At 53.5% G+C, this 15,945-nt stretch carries 13 protein-coding genes and 1 tRNA gene; 10 read left to right on the top strand and 4 right to left on the bottom strand.

The window, feature by feature from the left end:
• A complete protein-coding gene (locus tag FHS72_RS13395; RefSeq protein WP_183529983.1) occupies positions 1 to 501 on the top strand; it encodes a periplasmic heavy metal sensor in 501 nt (166 codons plus the stop codon).
• On the opposite strand, the gene FHS72_RS13390 is transcribed toward FHS72_RS13395, so the two are convergent.
• The gene (locus tag FHS72_RS13390) at positions 490 to 2,070 is read right to left on the bottom strand and encodes a diguanylate cyclase (RefSeq protein ID WP_343042691.1); all 1,581 of its coding nucleotides are present in this window, start codon (positions 2,068 to 2,070) and stop codon (positions 490 to 492) included. The genes FHS72_RS13395 and FHS72_RS13390 overlap by 12 nt on opposite strands.
• Between FHS72_RS13390 and FHS72_RS13385 the strand changes: the two genes are divergently transcribed.
• Both FHS72_RS13385 and FHS72_RS13380 read left to right on the top strand, forming a co-directional pair.
• Positions 1,979 to 2,257 (top strand): DUF3572 domain-containing protein, encoded by a 279-nt coding sequence (locus tag FHS72_RS13385; protein WP_183529979.1) that lies wholly within the window; start codon positions 1,979 to 1,981, stop codon positions 2,255 to 2,257. The two genes, FHS72_RS13390 and FHS72_RS13385, sit on opposite strands and share 92 nt — an antisense overlap.
• The gene (locus FHS72_RS13380) at positions 2,254 to 2,946 is read left to right on the top strand and encodes an HAD-IA family hydrolase (protein ID WP_183530219.1); all 693 of its coding nucleotides are present in this window, start codon (positions 2,254 to 2,256) and stop codon (positions 2,944 to 2,946) included. Before FHS72_RS13385 ends, FHS72_RS13380 begins: the two co-directional genes overlap by 4 nt.
• Before the next feature lie 16 nt (positions 2,947 to 2,962).
• On the opposite strand, the gene FHS72_RS13375 is transcribed toward FHS72_RS13380, so the two are convergent.
• On the bottom strand, positions 2,963 to 4,012 hold the full coding sequence (locus tag FHS72_RS13375) for a quinone-dependent dihydroorotate dehydrogenase (protein WP_183529977.1): 1,050 nt from the start codon (positions 4,010 to 4,012) through the stop codon (positions 2,963 to 2,965).
• Complete coding sequence (locus FHS72_RS13370) at positions 4,009 to 4,341, bottom strand: DUF952 domain-containing protein (protein ID WP_183529975.1); 333 nt, start codon at positions 4,339 to 4,341, stop codon at positions 4,009 to 4,011. Before FHS72_RS13370 ends, FHS72_RS13375 begins: the two co-directional genes overlap by 4 nt.
• Positions 4,342 to 4,491: 150 nt before the next feature.
• Here FHS72_RS13370 and FHS72_RS13365 point away from each other — a divergent pair, with 150 nt between their 5' ends.
• Positions 4,492 to 6,051 carry a bifunctional metallophosphatase/5'-nucleotidase gene (locus tag FHS72_RS13365; protein ID WP_183529973.1) on the top strand — a complete coding sequence of 520 codons (1,560 nt, stop codon included), beginning with the start codon at positions 4,492 to 4,494 and terminating at the stop codon, positions 6,049 to 6,051.
• Positions 6,052 to 6,162: 111 nt separating this feature from the next.
• Entirely contained in the window at positions 6,163 to 6,825 is a 663-nt protein-coding gene (locus FHS72_RS13360; RefSeq protein WP_183529971.1) for an SOS response-associated peptidase, read from the top strand.
• Here FHS72_RS13360 and FHS72_RS13355 read toward each other — a convergent pair.
• The gene (locus tag FHS72_RS13355) at positions 6,822 to 7,292 is read right to left on the bottom strand and encodes a hypothetical protein (RefSeq protein WP_183529969.1); all 471 of its coding nucleotides are present in this window, start codon (positions 7,290 to 7,292) and stop codon (positions 6,822 to 6,824) included. The two genes, FHS72_RS13360 and FHS72_RS13355, sit on opposite strands and share 4 nt — an antisense overlap.
• A gap of 23 nt (positions 7,293 to 7,315) precedes the next feature.
• On the opposite strand from FHS72_RS13355, the gene FHS72_RS13350 reads away from it, so the two are divergent.
• The 5 genes from FHS72_RS13350 (at position 7,316) to FHS72_RS13330 (ending at position 15,566) form a co-directional block, all read left to right on the top strand.
• Positions 7,316 to 7,390 (top strand) — tRNA-Gly (locus FHS72_RS13350).
• Positions 7,391 to 7,475: 85 nt separating this feature from the next.
• Positions 7,476 to 9,269: an ABC transporter transmembrane domain-containing protein gene (locus tag FHS72_RS13345; protein WP_183529967.1), complete on the top strand. Its 1,794-nt coding sequence runs from the start codon at positions 7,476 to 7,478 to the stop codon at positions 9,267 to 9,269.
• Between the two features lie 113 nt (positions 9,270 to 9,382).
• The gene (locus tag FHS72_RS13340; protein ID WP_183529965.1) at positions 9,383 to 11,317 is read left to right on the top strand and encodes an acyl-CoA synthetase; all 1,935 of its coding nucleotides are present in this window, start codon (positions 9,383 to 9,385) and stop codon (positions 11,315 to 11,317) included.
• A gap of 148 nt (positions 11,318 to 11,465) precedes the next feature.
• Positions 11,466 to 11,897 carry a hypothetical protein gene (locus tag FHS72_RS13335; RefSeq protein WP_183529963.1) on the top strand — a complete coding sequence of 144 codons (432 nt, stop codon included), beginning with the start codon at positions 11,466 to 11,468 and terminating at the stop codon, positions 11,895 to 11,897.
• A 252-nt stretch (positions 11,898 to 12,149) separates the two neighbouring features.
• Positions 12,150 to 15,566, top strand: a complete 3,417-nt coding sequence (locus tag FHS72_RS13330) for an ExeM/NucH family extracellular endonuclease (RefSeq protein WP_183529961.1) — start codon at positions 12,150 to 12,152, stop codon at positions 15,564 to 15,566.
• The last annotated feature ends 379 nt before the right edge of the window (positions 15,567 to 15,945 follow it).

The raw sequence follows: 15,945 nt of genomic DNA, 5'->3' as shown, positions 1-15,945 counted from the left end.
ATGCAACAGACTAAACCACGTAGAATTTGGCGTATTGTTTTGGTGACATCGCTCGCGGTTAACCTTCTGATGATTGGCGTTGCTGGCGGCGCATATTTGCGAGACGGCGGCGGGCCACCCCGTGGGTTTGATGTGCAACTGGGCGCGTTGACGTCTGCGCTGTCTACCAAGGACCGTCGCGCTATTGGTGAACAGTTGCGGCAAGGCATGGAACAGCGGGGGCAAACCCACCGTGATCGCCGCGCAGCTTTCGAAAGCTTGGTGGAAACGGTGAAGATGCAACCTTTTGATCCCGAAGCGCTTGCGCTGGTCATCCGTGAGCAACAAAATCAGCAGACAGTGTTGCAGGAACGCGCACTGGGGGTCTTCGTTTCCCATGTGACGGAAATGTCCGCGGAAGAAAGGTCTGCGTTTGCCAAGCGCTTGCGTGACGGCGTTGCGCGGCGGGACGAACGAAACGATCGCCGTCCGCCGCCGGACGAGGTCAATTCAGGCGGCTGAATGGGCGAATGAAACACGGTCACGTCCTGCCGATTTTGCAACGTAAAGTGCGTCGTCTGCTTGGTGGCACATATCGTCAGCACAAATCATTTCCGTGCTTTCCGCACAGCCCACGGCGACACCAACAGAGATCGTGACATGCAGCGGTCGTGATTTGTTGCCGATATCAAAGTGTTTTTGATTTACAAGGCGGCACAAACGGTTGGCCGCAGCCTGCGCCTGTTCTGCTGTGCTATGTGGGAGGGCGACAAGAAATTCCTCGCCGCCGACACGGGCGATCAGGTCAATTGCACGTAAATTGCCGCGTAGACGATGTGCAAGCTCAATCAAGACAGCGTCGCCGGCTGCATGCCCGTGTGTATCGTTGATGCGCTTGAAATGGTCGATGTCGATCATCATGACCGCGAACTCTTGTCCGGTCTTTTTAGATTGCTTTGCAATTTCCATAAGATAGGGCGTCGCGTATCTCCGGTTATAAAGGCCGGTTAGTGGGTCTGTTACCGCCGCTTGCAGGCCATCTCGTACGGTTGTGCGCAGTCGTTCTTGTTGACGTTTGCGTCGTGTGAGGGCGGTGCATCGAATGCAAAGCTCATCTGAGGCGATTTGTGATGTGACGACATCGTCCGCGCCAAGATCCAATGCCATTGCCGCAGTTTCAACCGCATCGGCCGGTAGGCTAACAAGTTGCGAAATATGTTTAGTCTGCGCCCGTGAACGCAAATCTGCAACGAGTCGAAAGAGGTCTTCTCTTGGATTGAGCATCGTGTTGCTGTCGATCACAAAAATGTCCGGCTGTTCCATGTCAGACCGTTCCTTGAGCACCGCATCGAACCCAACAACGGCTACTCCCAGCGGGTTGATCCGGTTTAAGCGCGCGATCAAACCTGTGCTCAGGACCGAATTTGCGGTGAGCAACGTAATGCGTGAGGGGCGTTCAAAGCCAGTGGGCGATTCTTCGAAGCCAAGCGCCCTTTGCGTGCCTTCACGCATCCATAGTTCAGATGGCGTATGACGCGTCCGCAGTAGGCTTCGGATGCGTGCATGCAGCAGCACATCGTTGACTGGATTTGTTAGGACGTCATCCGCCCCAGCATCTAATGCTGCAAAACGCGCCCGTGATGTGTCTGCGATACCGGTCCCAACAATTGAAATGCTGGCTGTTGCGGGATCGTCTTTTAAATTACGACAAAACGCATGATGATCTTCGGTTTGATCGCTCAAATTCACCACGATGAGATCAGGTCGCTGTTCGGAAAACGTTGCAAGTGCTTCGCTTTGCGTTGCGCATGCAACGGCATCATATTGAGCCGAAAGGAGTTTCACCTTCATGACGATACGATTTGTCGCGACCGCATCGATAATCAGTATTCTACCTGACATCGTATTTCCTTCTAAGAGGGCTTGTTCCACCCGGCCCCTGTGTTCAACTTGACGTGGAAACGTTAAGATATTGTTTCTAACGAACGAGGTGACACGAATGAGTCCAGAACATGCTGAAACGATTGCACTACAGGCCCTTGGTTGGCTGGTGGGAAATGACGATTTGTGCCCGACATTTTTAGGTGCCACGGGCAGTTCAGTCGATGATCTGCGTGCACGTGCGACTGACCCCGCGTTTCAGGCGTCGGTTTTGGAATTCATCACGATGGATGATGCGTGGGTCATGGCATTTTGTGACACAGTTAATATCCCATATGATCAACCGCTTATGGCGCGGTATGCGTTGCCTGGTGCGGAGGCCGTGCATTGGACGTGAAGGTTGCGGGGCTGATTTTTGACAAGGACGGCACTCTTTTTGATTTCGACAAAACATGGGGCGTGATCACAAAAACGCTGATTGAAACAGAAAGTGCACATGATCCAGCGCTTCGCGATAAATTAGCGCAAGTCCTTGGTTTCGATATGAAAAAATCGGTGTTCTTCCCTGAGAGTATTGTGATTGCGTCAACCTCCCATCAGGTGGCCGAAGCCATTTTACCTTATACCATTGATCGCGATCTGTCGGCGCTCATGGATAGGATGACTGCCGCGACCGCTAGTACTCCACAAGTGCAAGTTACTGACTTGAAAACGTTTTTCGACGAATTGAAGGCGTCAGGGTTCGCCTTAGGGATCGCGACTAATGATGCCGAAGGTCCGGCGCGTGCAAATTTGACTGCGGCAGGCGTCACTGAGGTGTTTGATTTTATTGCCGGCTTCGATAGCGGCTTTGGCGCGAAACCTGCCGCTGGTCAGCTGCTTGGATTTTGTGAACAACTTAAACTAAAACCTCAGCAATGCGTCATGATCGGCGACAGTTTGCATGATTTACATGCTGGTAGGGCCGCTGGAATGCGTTGTGTTGGTGTGCTGACGGGCCCAGCTTCGCGTAGAGTTCTTTCACCGCATGCGGATGTCATTCTTAAATCGATTGCAGAGCTTCCCGCTTGGCTTGATACACTTTAGGCGTGCATTTTGCGGTTTAAGTCCAATCAGACCGTCCCGCACCGACCGCGTCAATGACGTTGGCAAAGCCATCACGCAGCAGCAACTGGTCAAGCCCGCGTGTGATGTCGTCAACGAGCGAAATTCCACCATACACAAGCGCGGTGTATAGTTGTACCGCGCAGGCACCAGCGCGAATTTTCTGGTAGGCTTGTTCAGCGGTTCCAACGCCCCCAACGCCAATGATCGGCAGGGGTGTCAGGCCGCTAAGTTGGGCTAGCGCACGTGTGGACTTTTCGAACAGCGGTTGCCCAGAAAGCCCACCTTTCTCGTTCGCATTTGCACTTTTCAAACCTTCGCGGTCCAACGTGGTGTTCGTTGCGATAATCGCGGAGAGCTGTGCTTGCGTCGCGACTTCAGCGACGTCTTCGATATCAGCGGGCGTCAAATCTGGTGCGATTTTCAGGAAAATCGGTATGGATCTGTCGAGCTTATCGTTCGCCTCCATGACGCCAGATAACAGTGCTGCCAGCGCCTCTTTGCCTTGCAGGTCGCGCAGCTTTTCGGTGTTGGGCGACGACACGTTAACCGTTGCGAAATCAAGACGCGGGCCGCAATGCGTTAGCACGCGGGCAAAATCTTCGGCGCGGTCATCGCTGTCTTTGTTCGCGCCTAGGTTGAGGCCGATGATGCCTGCAGGACGCTGCGCCAAGCGTGGCTCAATCGCGTACATGCCTTCGTTGTTAAAGCCAAAGCGGTTGATCGCGGCTTGATCTTCGGTCAACCGAAAGAGCCGTTTTTTGGGATTACCGGATTGCGCGCGAGGCGTCGCTGCGCCGACTTCAAGAAATCCAAAACCCGTAAGGGACAGAGCATGTAGTGCAGTGGCGTTCTTGTCAAAACCAGCGGCAAGTCCGACGGGATTGGGCATGTCGAGGCCCGCTACCGAGGTGCGCAACCGATCTGATGAAAATGGGCCGCCACGTGGCCCGAGCCCAGCGTTTAACGCAGTAATGGCAAGTCCATGAGCCACCTCTGGATCTAACTTGTGAAGCGCCTTGAGGCCGTATTCTTCTAATAAATTCATAGGTCTGCCGGAAATTGATGAATGCCGTCCACGAAGAGAAGCGGCCGATGCCAAGAAACGTCTGACATGGTTAATTTGCGGAATAGATGCGGGAATAATGCACCGCCCCGCGATTCTTCCCAAACCAAATCTGACAAGCCATCCGATTCAACTGCAACCAGAATGAGGTTTTCAGCATCAGCAAAGTACAACGCGGCGGTTTTAGCGACCGTGTCCGCGCCCGAAAAGTGGATGTAGCCATCAGTCAAGTCGATGGGCGCACCAGCGGTTTCGCCGTTTTTCTGTAACTCTGCCCACTCTGGAGCGCGAAAAATTTTGTATATCAACATGCTAATCGTTTGGCGGTTTGCACGCGATTGGTCAAGGCGATCAAATGTTATGCATACGTCACAAATTGCCCCTAGCAGAGGTGCAAGCGGTATTTGACTCTGCGCATTGGCGAGGTCACGATACCTTTAATTCAACTTGGGGGACCCAAAATGCTTTCACGGATTCTGACAACGACATGCGCGTTTGCGCTGACAGCCGGCGCAGCCGCAGCTGACTATAGCCTGACGATTCTGCACACCAACGACTATCATGATCGCCATGAGCCGATCAGCAAATACGACGGTCCATGTGGCGCTGAAGATAACACGGCTGGCGAATGTTTTGGTGGTACGGCGCGCCTTGTAAATGCTGTGACCGATGCGCGTGCGCGGTCGAACAACGCAATTTTGGTTGATGGTGGTGACCAGTTTAACGGTACGTTATTCTATACGTATTATAAAGGGACCATGACGGCAGAATTCATGAACCTGCTTGGGTATGATGCGATGACCGTGGGCAACCACGAATTCGATGACGGTCCAGAGGTTCTTGCCGGGTTTATGGACGCCGTTGAGTTTCCTGTGCTGATGTCAAATGCTGACGTCTCGTCAGAGCCTTTGCTTGCTGACAAGCTGGCGAAATCCACTGTGATCGAACGTGGTGGTGAAAAGATCGGCCTGATCGGCCTGACACCAGAAGATACTGCCGAATTGGCGTCGCCTGGCGACCACGTGACTTTCTCTGACCCAATCGCTGCTGTGCAGGGTGAAGTTGATAAACTCACAGCCGAAGGTGTGAACAAGATTATCGTTCTGTCCCACTCTGGCTACGCGACGGACATCAACGTTGCTGAAAACACAACTGGTGTTGATGTGATCGTTGGCGGCCACACCAATACGCTGCTCTCGAATACAAATGACAGTGCCGAAGGTCCGTATCCCACAATGGTTGGCGATACGGCTGTGGTTCAGGCCTATGCCTACGGGAAATTCTTGGGCGAGCTGAATGTAACCTTTGACGACGAGGGGGTCATTACCGAGGCCGCAGGCGAGCCGATTCTGATCGATAGTCAAGTTGCTGAAAACGAAGACGTACTGGCCCGTATCGCTGAACTGGCCGTTCCACTTGAAGAAATTCGCACCAAGGTTGTTGCTGAAACTGCGGAAGAGATCGTTGGTTCACGTGATCTTTGCCGTGCGGCCGAATGTCCGATGGGTACGTTGATTGCTGATGCGATGTTAGACCGCGTCCAAGACCAAGGTATTCAGATCGCTATTCAAAACGGTGGTGGTGTGCGAGCCTCTATTGATGCGGGGCCGGTGACAATGGGTGAAGTTTACACCGTTTTGCCTTTCCAAAACACGCTGTCCACGTTCCAAGTGACTGGTGACGTGATTGTTGCGGCGCTTGAAAATGGCGTCGGCCAAGTTGAGGACGGCGCTGGTCGTTTCCCACAAGTTGCAGGCATGTCCTTTGCGTTCGATGCGGCGGCCGAAGCTGGATCGCGCGTCTCTGATGTGATGGTTGGCGGCGAGCCGATTGATCCGACTGCGACCTACGGCGTTGTATCGAACAACTATGTTCGGAACGGCGGCGACGGTTATGAAATGTTCAAAGACGCCGCGAACGCCTACGATTTCGGTCCAGATGTTGCGGAAGTTATGGCTGAATACATGGCAGAAGGCGGCGCATATACGCCTTACACGGATGGCCGTATCACAGCAAAATAAGCTGAGTTTAGGAAATCACAGCGCGTCGCGGGCAACTGCGGCGCGTTTTCTTTTGGTGGACCCTCCGAGGGGAGTTGTTGTGAGCGAAATGAATGAGGAGGACGCATAAATATGTGTGGACGAATAGCGATGACGTTGCCACATGATGCGATGGTGCAGATGTTCGAGGCTGTGCCTGCGAATGATTTGCCGCCTGTGCCTGATTACAACGTCTGTCCCACAGTTCAAATTTCGGTGGTGACTGCAGGCGGCGGAGGGCGTCGATTACGGCCGATGCGATGGGGCTTTATTCCTGATTGGTACAAAAAGCCGAACGGCGGGCCGCTTTTGATAAGTGCTAGGGCGGAAACGCTTGCTGAAAAACCAGCGTTTCGCGCCGCTTGTCGGGCGCGGCGGTGCTTGATTCCCGTCACGGGGTTTTATGAATGGTTTCGGGATGGTGACGCCAAACCGCTGCCTTGGTTTATTCAACGCGCGGATCGCGCGCCGCTCGTCATGGCTGGCATTTGGCAAGATTGGGAGCGTGATGGCGAACGGCTGACAACCTGTGCAATTGTGACAACGGGCGCAAATCTCGCTATGGCGCGTATTCACCACCGGATACCCGTTATTTTGACCGCGCCGGATTGGCCGCTTTGGCTAGGTGAACCTGGAAAGGGCGCAGCTGTATTAATGAAAAGCGCGCCCGAAGACGCGCTTTCGTTTCATCGTGTCGGTACAGCGGTCAACAGTAACAAAGCCAGTGGGGCAGGGTTGCTGGATCCGATCGTTTAGGAATCAGGTGCGACGCCTGCTACAAAGTCCAACTCGCGAGCATTGTAACGACCTACGTTATAAAGATATGGCGTTGCGAGCGTGCGTCCTGCAATCTTCGAAAGTTCTACATAGGCGGAATTACCAGAGTAGATGCGGTTTTCGATAATTTGACGCGACTGTTCTGTGTCCAAGCCTACGCTATATCTTGTTTTGTTGACGAATCTGATGCGAGTGATCCCGTCAGTGTAGATAACGTTCGGAAAATACCCTTTTTCGTAGACATAAACAGTGTAATCCTGCGCATGCGCTGAGGTCGCCGCAAATGCGGTAACGCTAGCAAGCGCCGCGGACTTTAGAAGTGTTGATAGACTTGGCATAGCGCGAATCCCTTTGAGCATTTCAATCCCCCGATCCCCAGTAGGTATGTCGTCCAATTTGGGCGCAAATGAGGCAAAACTGTGAGCGCTTGACGCTATTCGTTTCATGGCCTATTCCACCACTATAGCGCGCGGGCGTTGTGTAATGGTTAAGACCTCAGTTTTCCAAACTGAAGATGCGGGTTCGATTCCCGCCGCCCGCTCCAATATCCTCTTTTCAGTGATTTTCCCGTGACTTGTGGTTCAGGCTGCTGACGATTATGTCGAGGCAAACAATGCTGGGACAGAGCAATGGCTGACGCACCACCACCAAAAGACGAAGAACGAAAGTCATCGAAAAAGATTGGCGTGCTCGGGCAACTCTGGCCGTTCATGGCACCTTACCGCGCCATGATGTTCGCGGCACTTGGGGCATTGACGTTAACGGCGATGGTCTCGTTAATCCTACCTTTGGCAGTGCGGCGCGTCGTCGATAATTTCGAAGGGGCGGCAACGTCGATCCTAGATCAGTATTTTGGTGCGGCGCTATTAATCGCGGCTTTATTGGCGGTCGGCACGGCGATGCGATACTACCTTGTCACGCGGCTGGGTGAGCGTGTCGTGGCCGATATCCGGATGGCCGTGTTCGATCGCATGATAGGGATGTCGCCCGCGTTTTTCGAAAAAGTCATGACGGGTGAGGTATTGAGCCGGATCACCACAGACACGACGCTGATCTTGTCTGTCATCGGGTCGTCGGTGTCTGTTGCCTTGCGCAACGTATTGATTTTGCTGGGCGGATTGGTGTTGCTGATGTTCACCTCAGCAAAATTGACGGGGCTTGTGCTGCTTATCGTGCCTGCGATCGTGATCCCAATCGTGGTGCTTGGGCGTCGCTTGCGTAAGTTGAGCCGCGAAAATCAAGACTGGATTGCGGCGAGTTCGGGCAATGCGTCCGAGGCTTTACTGTCAGTGCAGGCTGTCCAAGCGTTCACCCACGAAGAGATCAGTCGCGGGCGTTTTGATGGGATGACGGAAAAGAGCTTTGTCTCGGCTAAGAACCGGATCGGCACCCGTGCTTTGATGACGATGATCGTTATTTTCCTGATCTTTTCGGGCGTTGTTGGCGTGCTCTGGATCGGTGCGCATGACGTGCGCGAAGGCATGATGACGGTCGGCGAACTGGTCCAATTCGTGATTTATGCCGTCATGGTCGCAGGTGCTGTTGGGGCGTTAACCGAGGTTTGGGGCGAATTGCAGCGCGCCGCAGGGGCCACCGAACGTCTGGTCGAATTGCTCACTGCGGAAGATGCAGTTGCCGATCCCGCAGACGTTGTTGCCGTTCCTGATCTTCACAAGGGTGAAATTGCGTTTCAGAACGTGGTTTTCCGCTATCCAGGGCGTCCGACTGTGTCTGCATTGGACGGCATTAACCTGGTTGTGAAGCCAGGTGAAACGGTTGCGTTGGTCGGTCCTTCGGGGGCCGGAAAAACGACAATTATCCAACTGATTCAACGGTTTTACGACCCTTCCGAAGGGGCGATCACAGTTGGTGGCGTTGATCTGCGCGACATGCAACGTGCTGAATTTCGGCATCACATGGCGCTTGTTCCGCAGGATCCGGTCATTTTTGCAGATACAGCACGCGAGAACATTCGTTTTGGGCGACCGACGGCTACTGATGCTGATGTTGAAAGTGCTGCAAAAGCCGCTGCTGCTCATGATTTCTTAACGGCTTTGCCGGATGGTTATGACAGCTACGTTGGTGAACGTGGTGTTATGTTGTCAGGAGGTCAAAAACAGCGGATCGCAATTGCACGCGCCATTTTGCGGGATGCGCCGATTCTGTTGCTGGACGAAGCGACATCGGCGTTGGATGCGGAAAGCGAAAGTGCAGTGCAGGCGGCGGTCGAAGATTTGGCGCGCACGCGAACCACATTGATTGTGGCGCACCGTTTGGCGACTGTGAAAAAAGCTGACCGTATCATCGTATTTGATGCGGGTAAAATCGTTGCCGAAGGGACGCATGATAGTCTTGTTGCGCAAGACGGTTTGTATGCGCGTCTTGCACGTCTGCAATTTACAGCAGGTGCCGCTGCGGAATAATCCCTTCAAAACGCGGCGTTAGACTTGCGCGAAATGCGCAAAACACACATCCTGTCGCGAGGGAGGCCCAAAGCACGACAAGCTGCGGGTAATTTAACGGGAGGAGACCGGAAATGTCTTATGTAAACATGGCAGATCGCAACGCGATTGAAAACGAGATGTCGTGGGACGACCGGGGTTTGCCCGTCACCACGTTTGGACAAATTACCAAAACTGCCGCGGCCTTTCCGAATCGCCCTGCGGTGACATTCCAGATGTTTTCTGATGATGGTGCACCGGCAGATACGCTGTCGTGGGCAGAATTACGTGCGCAAGTTGCGCAAGCCGCGAACATGTTTCGTGCGCTTGGCGTTGGGGAAACAGATGTGGTCGCGTTCTTATTGCCGAACACATCCGAAACCATTCTGACGTATTTGGGCGGGCAGGTTGCGGGTATCGTGAACCCGATTAACCCACTACTTGATGCCGAACAAATCGCTGCGATTCTACGTGAAACGGGTGCAAAAGTGCTCGTTACGCTCAAGGCATTCCCGAAAACGGACGTTGCCCAAAAAGCAGCCGACGCGGTGGCGCTTGCCCCAAACGTTAAGTCTGTCGTTGAAGTCGATTTGCTGCGCTATCTGACCGGTATAAAGAAATTTATTGTGCCTTGGATTCGTCCTAAGGTCGAGGTGAAGCATTCTGCGAAAATCGTTGATTTCCGTAAAGAGATGGCAAATCACGGCCGCGAACTAGCCTTTGCGGATAGCACCGAAGACCGGGTCGCAGCGTATTTCCATACTGGTGGCACGACGGGGATGCCAAAGGTTGCCCAACACCGCTATTCAGGCATTATTTACAATGCTTGGCTCGGCGATCGTCTGCTGTTTACCGAAGAAGACGTACAGATTTGTCCGCTTCCGCTGTTCCATGTTTTCGCCGCCATCGTATCGCTAGGTGCATCGCTTGGTTCCGGGGCGCATGTCGTTTTCCCGACGCCACAAGGTTATCGTGGCGACGGTGTTTTCGACAATTTCTGGAAGTTGATCGAACGTCACAAGGTTACATTTATGATTACGGTCCCGACGGCCTTGTCTGCATTGATGCAGCGTCCCGTTGGCAATTGTGACATTTCCACCCTGCGCATTGCGTTCTGCGGGTCAGCGCCGTTGCCTCTTGAACTCTATAAACGGTTCGAAAAAGTGGTGAATGACGCGACCACGGACAAACCGGGCAAGTTGTCGATCTGCGAAGGCTACGGGCTGACCGAAGCGACTTGCTTAGTGTCGATCAACCCTCCTGACGGCGAAAAGCGTGTTGGTTCTATCGGCTTGCCGTTCCCCTACACCAAGGTACGTATCGTCTCTGTGTCGACCCAAACTGATTGCGGCGTAGATGAGATCGGCGAGATTTGCGTGGCATCGCCAGGCGTCTATGACGGTAAAACCTACACAGAAACTGCTAAAAACAACGACTTGTTCTACCCCGGTGCCGAAAATCCTGCGGGTGAAGAGGTGCAATACCTGCGGACTGGCGATTTGGGCCGTATTGATCCGGACGGTTATCTTTGGATTACGGGGCGGGCAAAAGATTTGATCATTCGCGGTGGTCACAACATCGATCCTGCCGAGATTGAAGAGGCGTTGGCCGGTCACGATGCGGTCGCGTTTGCGGGCGCGATTGGCCAACCCGATGCTCATGCGGGCGAGGTGCCTTGCGCCTTTGTTGAACTCGTTGACGGTGCGTCGATCACAACGGAAGAGTTGCTGGAATATGCGAAAAAGCACATTCACGAACGCGCAGCATATCCCAAGCATTTGGAAATTTTGGACGAACTGCCTAAAACAGCAGTGGGTAAAATTTTCAAACCTGATCTGCGAAAGCGTGCGATCACTCGTATTTTGAATGCGGCGCTTACAGACGCTGGTGTCGGGACGACAATCGAAAGCGTCGTCGAGGACAAAAAACGAGGCTTGGTTGCGAAGATTACCAAGACCGGATCGGTCACCGAGGCAGATGTCACCAAGGCGTTGGGGGCGTTCACGACACCTTGGGATTTGGTCGGTTAAATCGTTTGTAACTTGCTAACAAGCGCGGTGCCTTCGGGCGCCGTGTTTTGCGTTTCACGGCGTAACGCTGCCGAAGCGGCAAATTCCCACTGACATTGCGCTTTGGGTTTTGCATGATTTGGCGGAAGAACCTTCTGTAGGTAGAATAATGCTAAAATGCTTTGCTCTTGCGTCCGTCTTGCTGCTGGTTGGCTGCAATGATCGCAGACCTCTGCCGACGACTGGCACCTATATAATTCGCAACGATGGTGGTGGTCAGTTGATCAGTGCCGAGACCGATCGCGCCGTTCTACGACTATGGGGTGGACCTGTGCGGATTGAAGGCTACTGCAACTCCGCCTGCTTGATGTTCACAACGCTTTCAAATGCTTGCCTTGCTCCGGGGCTGAAGCTTGGGTTTCATGGCGCGAATGTGAATGTGGGTTTTGTCGGCAATCCGCAGATCACGAAATACCTACGGAACGGTGTGAAACGCGAATTTGTCGACAAGTGGCAGCACATCCCGTTTACCGAGATTCACCGGATTACAGCCGAGGAATATGTCCAGCTCGACCCCGAGGCCAATATCTGCACGGATTGATCCAAAACCAGCATCTCGCGCTCGTTTCAGCCGAAATTGCCAAACAAGCCATGATATTTGTTGCTTTTGAAGTCCACTTCCAGTTGCATGGTGGTGTTGTGGGGGGCACAGCGACACTGCGGGATCTGGGGATTGGATTCCGCGTTTAGTTTAATTTGATATAAACTTGTCATGTAGCTGTCATGAAATCCTCTCACTTTAAAATTTGAATGTGGTCACTTTTGCGGCTGCTGCATCTTTGGGGAGAACGATATGTCGATGGTAATTACAGGTGTTTTTGACGGCCCGTTAGTTGGCGGTATTCCCAAAGGGGTCGAAGTTTATGTGACGGCTGACATCGCGGACATGTCGATCTACGGTCTGGGGTTTGCAAACAACGGCGGCGGCACGGACGGCGAAGAATTCACCTTCCCTGCCGTGGCGGCATTGGCTGGCACCTATCTTTATATTGCGAGCGAGACTGACGGATTTACCGCGTTTTTTGGTTTCGCGCCGGACTATGTGACTGGCAACGCCGGGATCAACGGCGACGATGCGATTGAATTGTTCGAGAATGGCAGCGTGATCGACACCTTTGGTGATCTGAACGTAGACGGAACCGGTCAAGCTTGGGAATATATGGACGGGTGGGCGACCCGTGTACCGGGAACAACAGCGAATCCCGTTTTTGATATTAACAATTGGTCTTTCTCGGGGCCGAATGCCTTTGATTCGCAAGCAAGCAATGCGACTGCGGCGACGCCATATCCGCTTGCGGCGTATGATAGCGTAACGCCACCCGCCCCGACCCCGACATTTGTGATTAACGAAATTGATGCCGATCAGGACGGCACCGACAGCGCTGAGTTCATCGAGATTTACGACGGCGGTGTTGGCAATGCGTCTTTGGATGGTTTGTCGCTTGTGCTGTTCAATGGAAGCAGTGACACCGAATATCGTACTGTGTCCCTTGATGGGATGACGACGAATGCGGACGGTTATTTTGTTGTTGGGTCAGCGGATGTACCGAACGTTGATCATGTCGCGTGGACGACAAATGGTCTGCAAAATGGCGCGGATGCGGTGGCACTATATACTGGCACACCGCCAACGGCGCCGACGACCGTCAATCTCGTGGATGCGATCGGTTATGGGACGAGCGATGCGGATGATACCGACCTTTTGGCCGCGTTAGGGTTAACGACGCAATTCGACGAAAGCGCTAATGGCACCCCCGCGACCGACGCATTAGCCCGCCAGCCAGACGGCAGCGGCGCGTTTGTGGCCCAAGCGCCGACACCGGGGGCGAGCAACTTTATCGCGCCGCCAACTGTCATCACGTTGATCTCTGAAATTCAGGGTAGCGCTGGCACCGAAGACATGGCGGTGATCGGCGTTGATGATAGAAGCACGATGGTTGGTCAAATCGTTACTGTACAAGCGATTGTCACAGCTGATTTCCAGGCGGGTCTGCTTGGCACGCAAGGGGATATGAGCGGGTTCTATATCCAAGAAGAAGAGATTGATTACGACTTCAACGATTTGACCTCGGAGGGCATCTTTATCTTCGACGGCACCAACCCGCTGGTGGATGTGCAAATCGGTGATTTGGTCGAGGTAACAGGTACGGTCAGCGAATATTTTGGCCAGACCCAGATTTCGGCGACGAATATCTCTGTTGTCGCAACAGAGCAGGTCGTGCCGGATGCTGTTGAGGTCATTTTCCCGACTGCTGGCGTTATGGATGATGGCACGGGCAATCTGGTTGCGAACCTAGAGGCTTACGAAGGCATGTTGGTGAATATCCAACAAAGTATGACAGTGTCCGAGATGTTTAATCTGGATCGTTTCGGTCAGTATAATGTTACGTCTGATGGTCGCCTTGTGCAATATGCGCAGACCAATGATCCCGATGCTGCTGGTTACGCGCAACATCTTAAGGATAGTGCGGCGCGGACGTTGGTGCTGGACGATGGTTTGCCGCAGCAGAATCCGGCTGAATTGAATGTAATCGACGGGAACGATGGTATCCTGACGGCTAGCGACAGTTTCCGTATGGGTGACAGCATCTCGTCAATCACTGGCGTCGTGAATTATTCGTTTAGTGAATTCCGTATTAACGCGGCGCAAGGTGTTTACGAGCAAGCGAACCCGCGGCCTAGCGCACCAGAAGATACTGGCGGCAACTTTACCGTCGCCAGCCTGAACGTGCTGAACTACTTTACTACCATCGACGAAAGCGGTGTGGTCACGGACAATGGCTCTGATCCGCGTGGTGCCGATACGGTCGAAGAATTCGAACGTCAGGCTGAAAAGCTGGTGAATGCGATTGTCGCCATGGACGCGGATGTCTTGGGGCTGGTCGAGATCGAAAACGATTTTGCCGGTGACAACTTTGCGATCAAAGATATTGTGTCGCGTGTGAATGCTGAACTGGGCGCAGAGATCTACGGCTTTGTTGACCCCGGCCAAGAGTTTGTAGGTGGCGACGCGATTGCGAATGGTCTGATCTACAAGATCGATGGTGTGGGCTTAATGGGCGACATGGCGATCCTTGAGAACTTTGAGGGCCGCGATTTCATCGACCCGCTGGGCGCCGGTCGCGGGTTGAACCGTCCAGCAATTGCGCAGACGTTCCAAGACTTGGATACTGGCGAGACAATCACCGTCTCAGTCAATCACCTGAAATCCAAAGGGTCGCTGACCGGATTGGCTGCTGACGAAGATCAAGGCGACGGTCAGGGCAACAACAACGCCACCCGCGCCGAAGCAGCATCTATCCTTGCGGCTTGGTTGGCTAGCGATCCGACAGGGCAGGGGTCCGAGAATACCCTGCTGTTGGGTGACTTCAACGCCTACGCCAAAGAAGATCCAATTACCGTTTTGGCTGACGCGGGGTATACGGACCTTGCAACTGCCGCGCTGGGCGAAAATGCGTATTCATATGTGTTTGATGGCCAGATCGGTACGTTGGACTATGTGCTGGCGAATGGTGCGTTAACCAGCAAGGTTACTGGCGTGACTGAATGGCATATCAACGCGGACGAGGCGGACGCCTTTGACTACAATCTCGACTTCGGTCGCGACCCAAGCTGGTTCGATGGCGATAGCGCGGCGCGGAACTCTGACCATGATCCTGTGATCGTCAGCTTCGACTTCACACCTGATCTACCGACGTTGAACCTGATTGCGGGCACGAACCGTCGCGACTTCCTATGGGGAACGTCCGAGGCGGATCAGATCGAAGGCCTGAAAGGCAACGACTACATCTTTGCTGGTAACGGCGACGACGTGATCCTTGGCGGGACTGGGAATGACAAAATCTACGGTGGCAACGGGGCAGACGACATCGACGGGGGGCAAGGCAACGATATTGTCTTTGCTGGCTCCGGTGATGACGTAGTGCGCGCAGGCGACGGTAGCTACGACATGGTGTTCGGCGGCAAGGGCGCGGATACGTTTGTATTCTCGGAAAGCTTGGCGACCGATAGATCGCACGACCGGACCACAATCTTTGACTTCGATACAGATGAAGATGCGATTGATCTCGGTGGTGCCGAAATCGGACGTATCCGAGAAACGTTCTTCTCGGTTGAGATCACTTTGGAGGGTGGTCACGACAAAATTACGCTTTGGGGCGTGCGGGATGCGGACGATATCGACTTCGTCAACGAACTCGCAGTCGCTTAATCACGCGATAGACAACAATTCAGGCGCGCTGTCCGAAAGGATGGCGCGTTTTGCGTCGGGGCGGGGGAATCGATAACGACCCAGTAGGGCCGTTCGTGGAAATGTGGCGTGATTCCGAGTCGGGTTGGGTGGAAATCTGGCGATATTGGCCTGCAGACCGTCAGATTAGCCGAGAATTCTTGAAGTAGGCCTACAGATGGATGTGCAATCCGGTAGCAAAAACCCTGTGTTTGGCTTGTTTTAAAGGCAAAATGCAGAGACTTACGTTTTCTGCAATTTAGGGGTTGCGGCCTCAGTGTACTATCCTTAGAAGCCCCTTTACCGGAGACGCAGACAAGCAGACACGGTGCAGCGGACGGAACGAAGCGGAGACGCGGAG

The sequence above is a fragment of the Yoonia ponticola genome, assembly GCF_014199395.1.
Taxonomy (GTDB): domain Bacteria; phylum Pseudomonadota; class Alphaproteobacteria; order Rhodobacterales; family Rhodobacteraceae; genus Yoonia; species Yoonia ponticola.
This window is presented reverse-complemented; position numbering and strand designations above follow the sequence as displayed.

Bases quoted from the DNA above. Each gene is read 5' to 3' on its own strand.
- FHS72_RS13395 (WP_183529983.1), top strand. From the start codon at position 1: ATGCAACAGACTAAACCACGTAGAATTTGGCGTATTGTTTTGGTGACA.
- FHS72_RS13385 (WP_183529979.1), top strand. From the start codon at position 1,979: ATGAGTCCAGAACATGCTGAAACGATTGCACTACAGGCCCTTGGTTGG.
- FHS72_RS13375 (WP_183529977.1), bottom strand. From the start codon at position 4,012: ATGAATTTATTAGAAGAATACGGCCTCAAGGCGCTTCACAAGTTAGAT.
- FHS72_RS13370 (WP_183529975.1), bottom strand. From the start codon at position 4,341: ATGTTGATATACAAAATTTTTCGCGCTCCAGAGTGGGCAGAGTTACAG.
- FHS72_RS13365 (WP_183529973.1), top strand. From the start codon at position 4,492: ATGCTTTCACGGATTCTGACAACGACATGCGCGTTTGCGCTGACAGCC.
- FHS72_RS13360 (WP_183529971.1), top strand. From the start codon at position 6,163: ATGTGTGGACGAATAGCGATGACGTTGCCACATGATGCGATGGTGCAG.
- FHS72_RS13355 (WP_183529969.1), bottom strand. From the start codon at position 7,292: ATGAAACGAATAGCGTCAAGCGCTCACAGTTTTGCCTCATTTGCGCCC.
- FHS72_RS13345 (WP_183529967.1), top strand. From the start codon at position 7,476: ATGGCTGACGCACCACCACCAAAAGACGAAGAACGAAAGTCATCGAAA.
- FHS72_RS13340 (WP_183529965.1), top strand. From the start codon at position 9,383: ATGTCTTATGTAAACATGGCAGATCGCAACGCGATTGAAAACGAGATG.
- FHS72_RS13335 (WP_183529963.1), top strand. From the start codon at position 11,466: ATGCTAAAATGCTTTGCTCTTGCGTCCGTCTTGCTGCTGGTTGGCTGC.
- FHS72_RS13330 (WP_183529961.1), top strand. From the start codon at position 12,150: ATGTCGATGGTAATTACAGGTGTTTTTGACGGCCCGTTAGTTGGCGGT.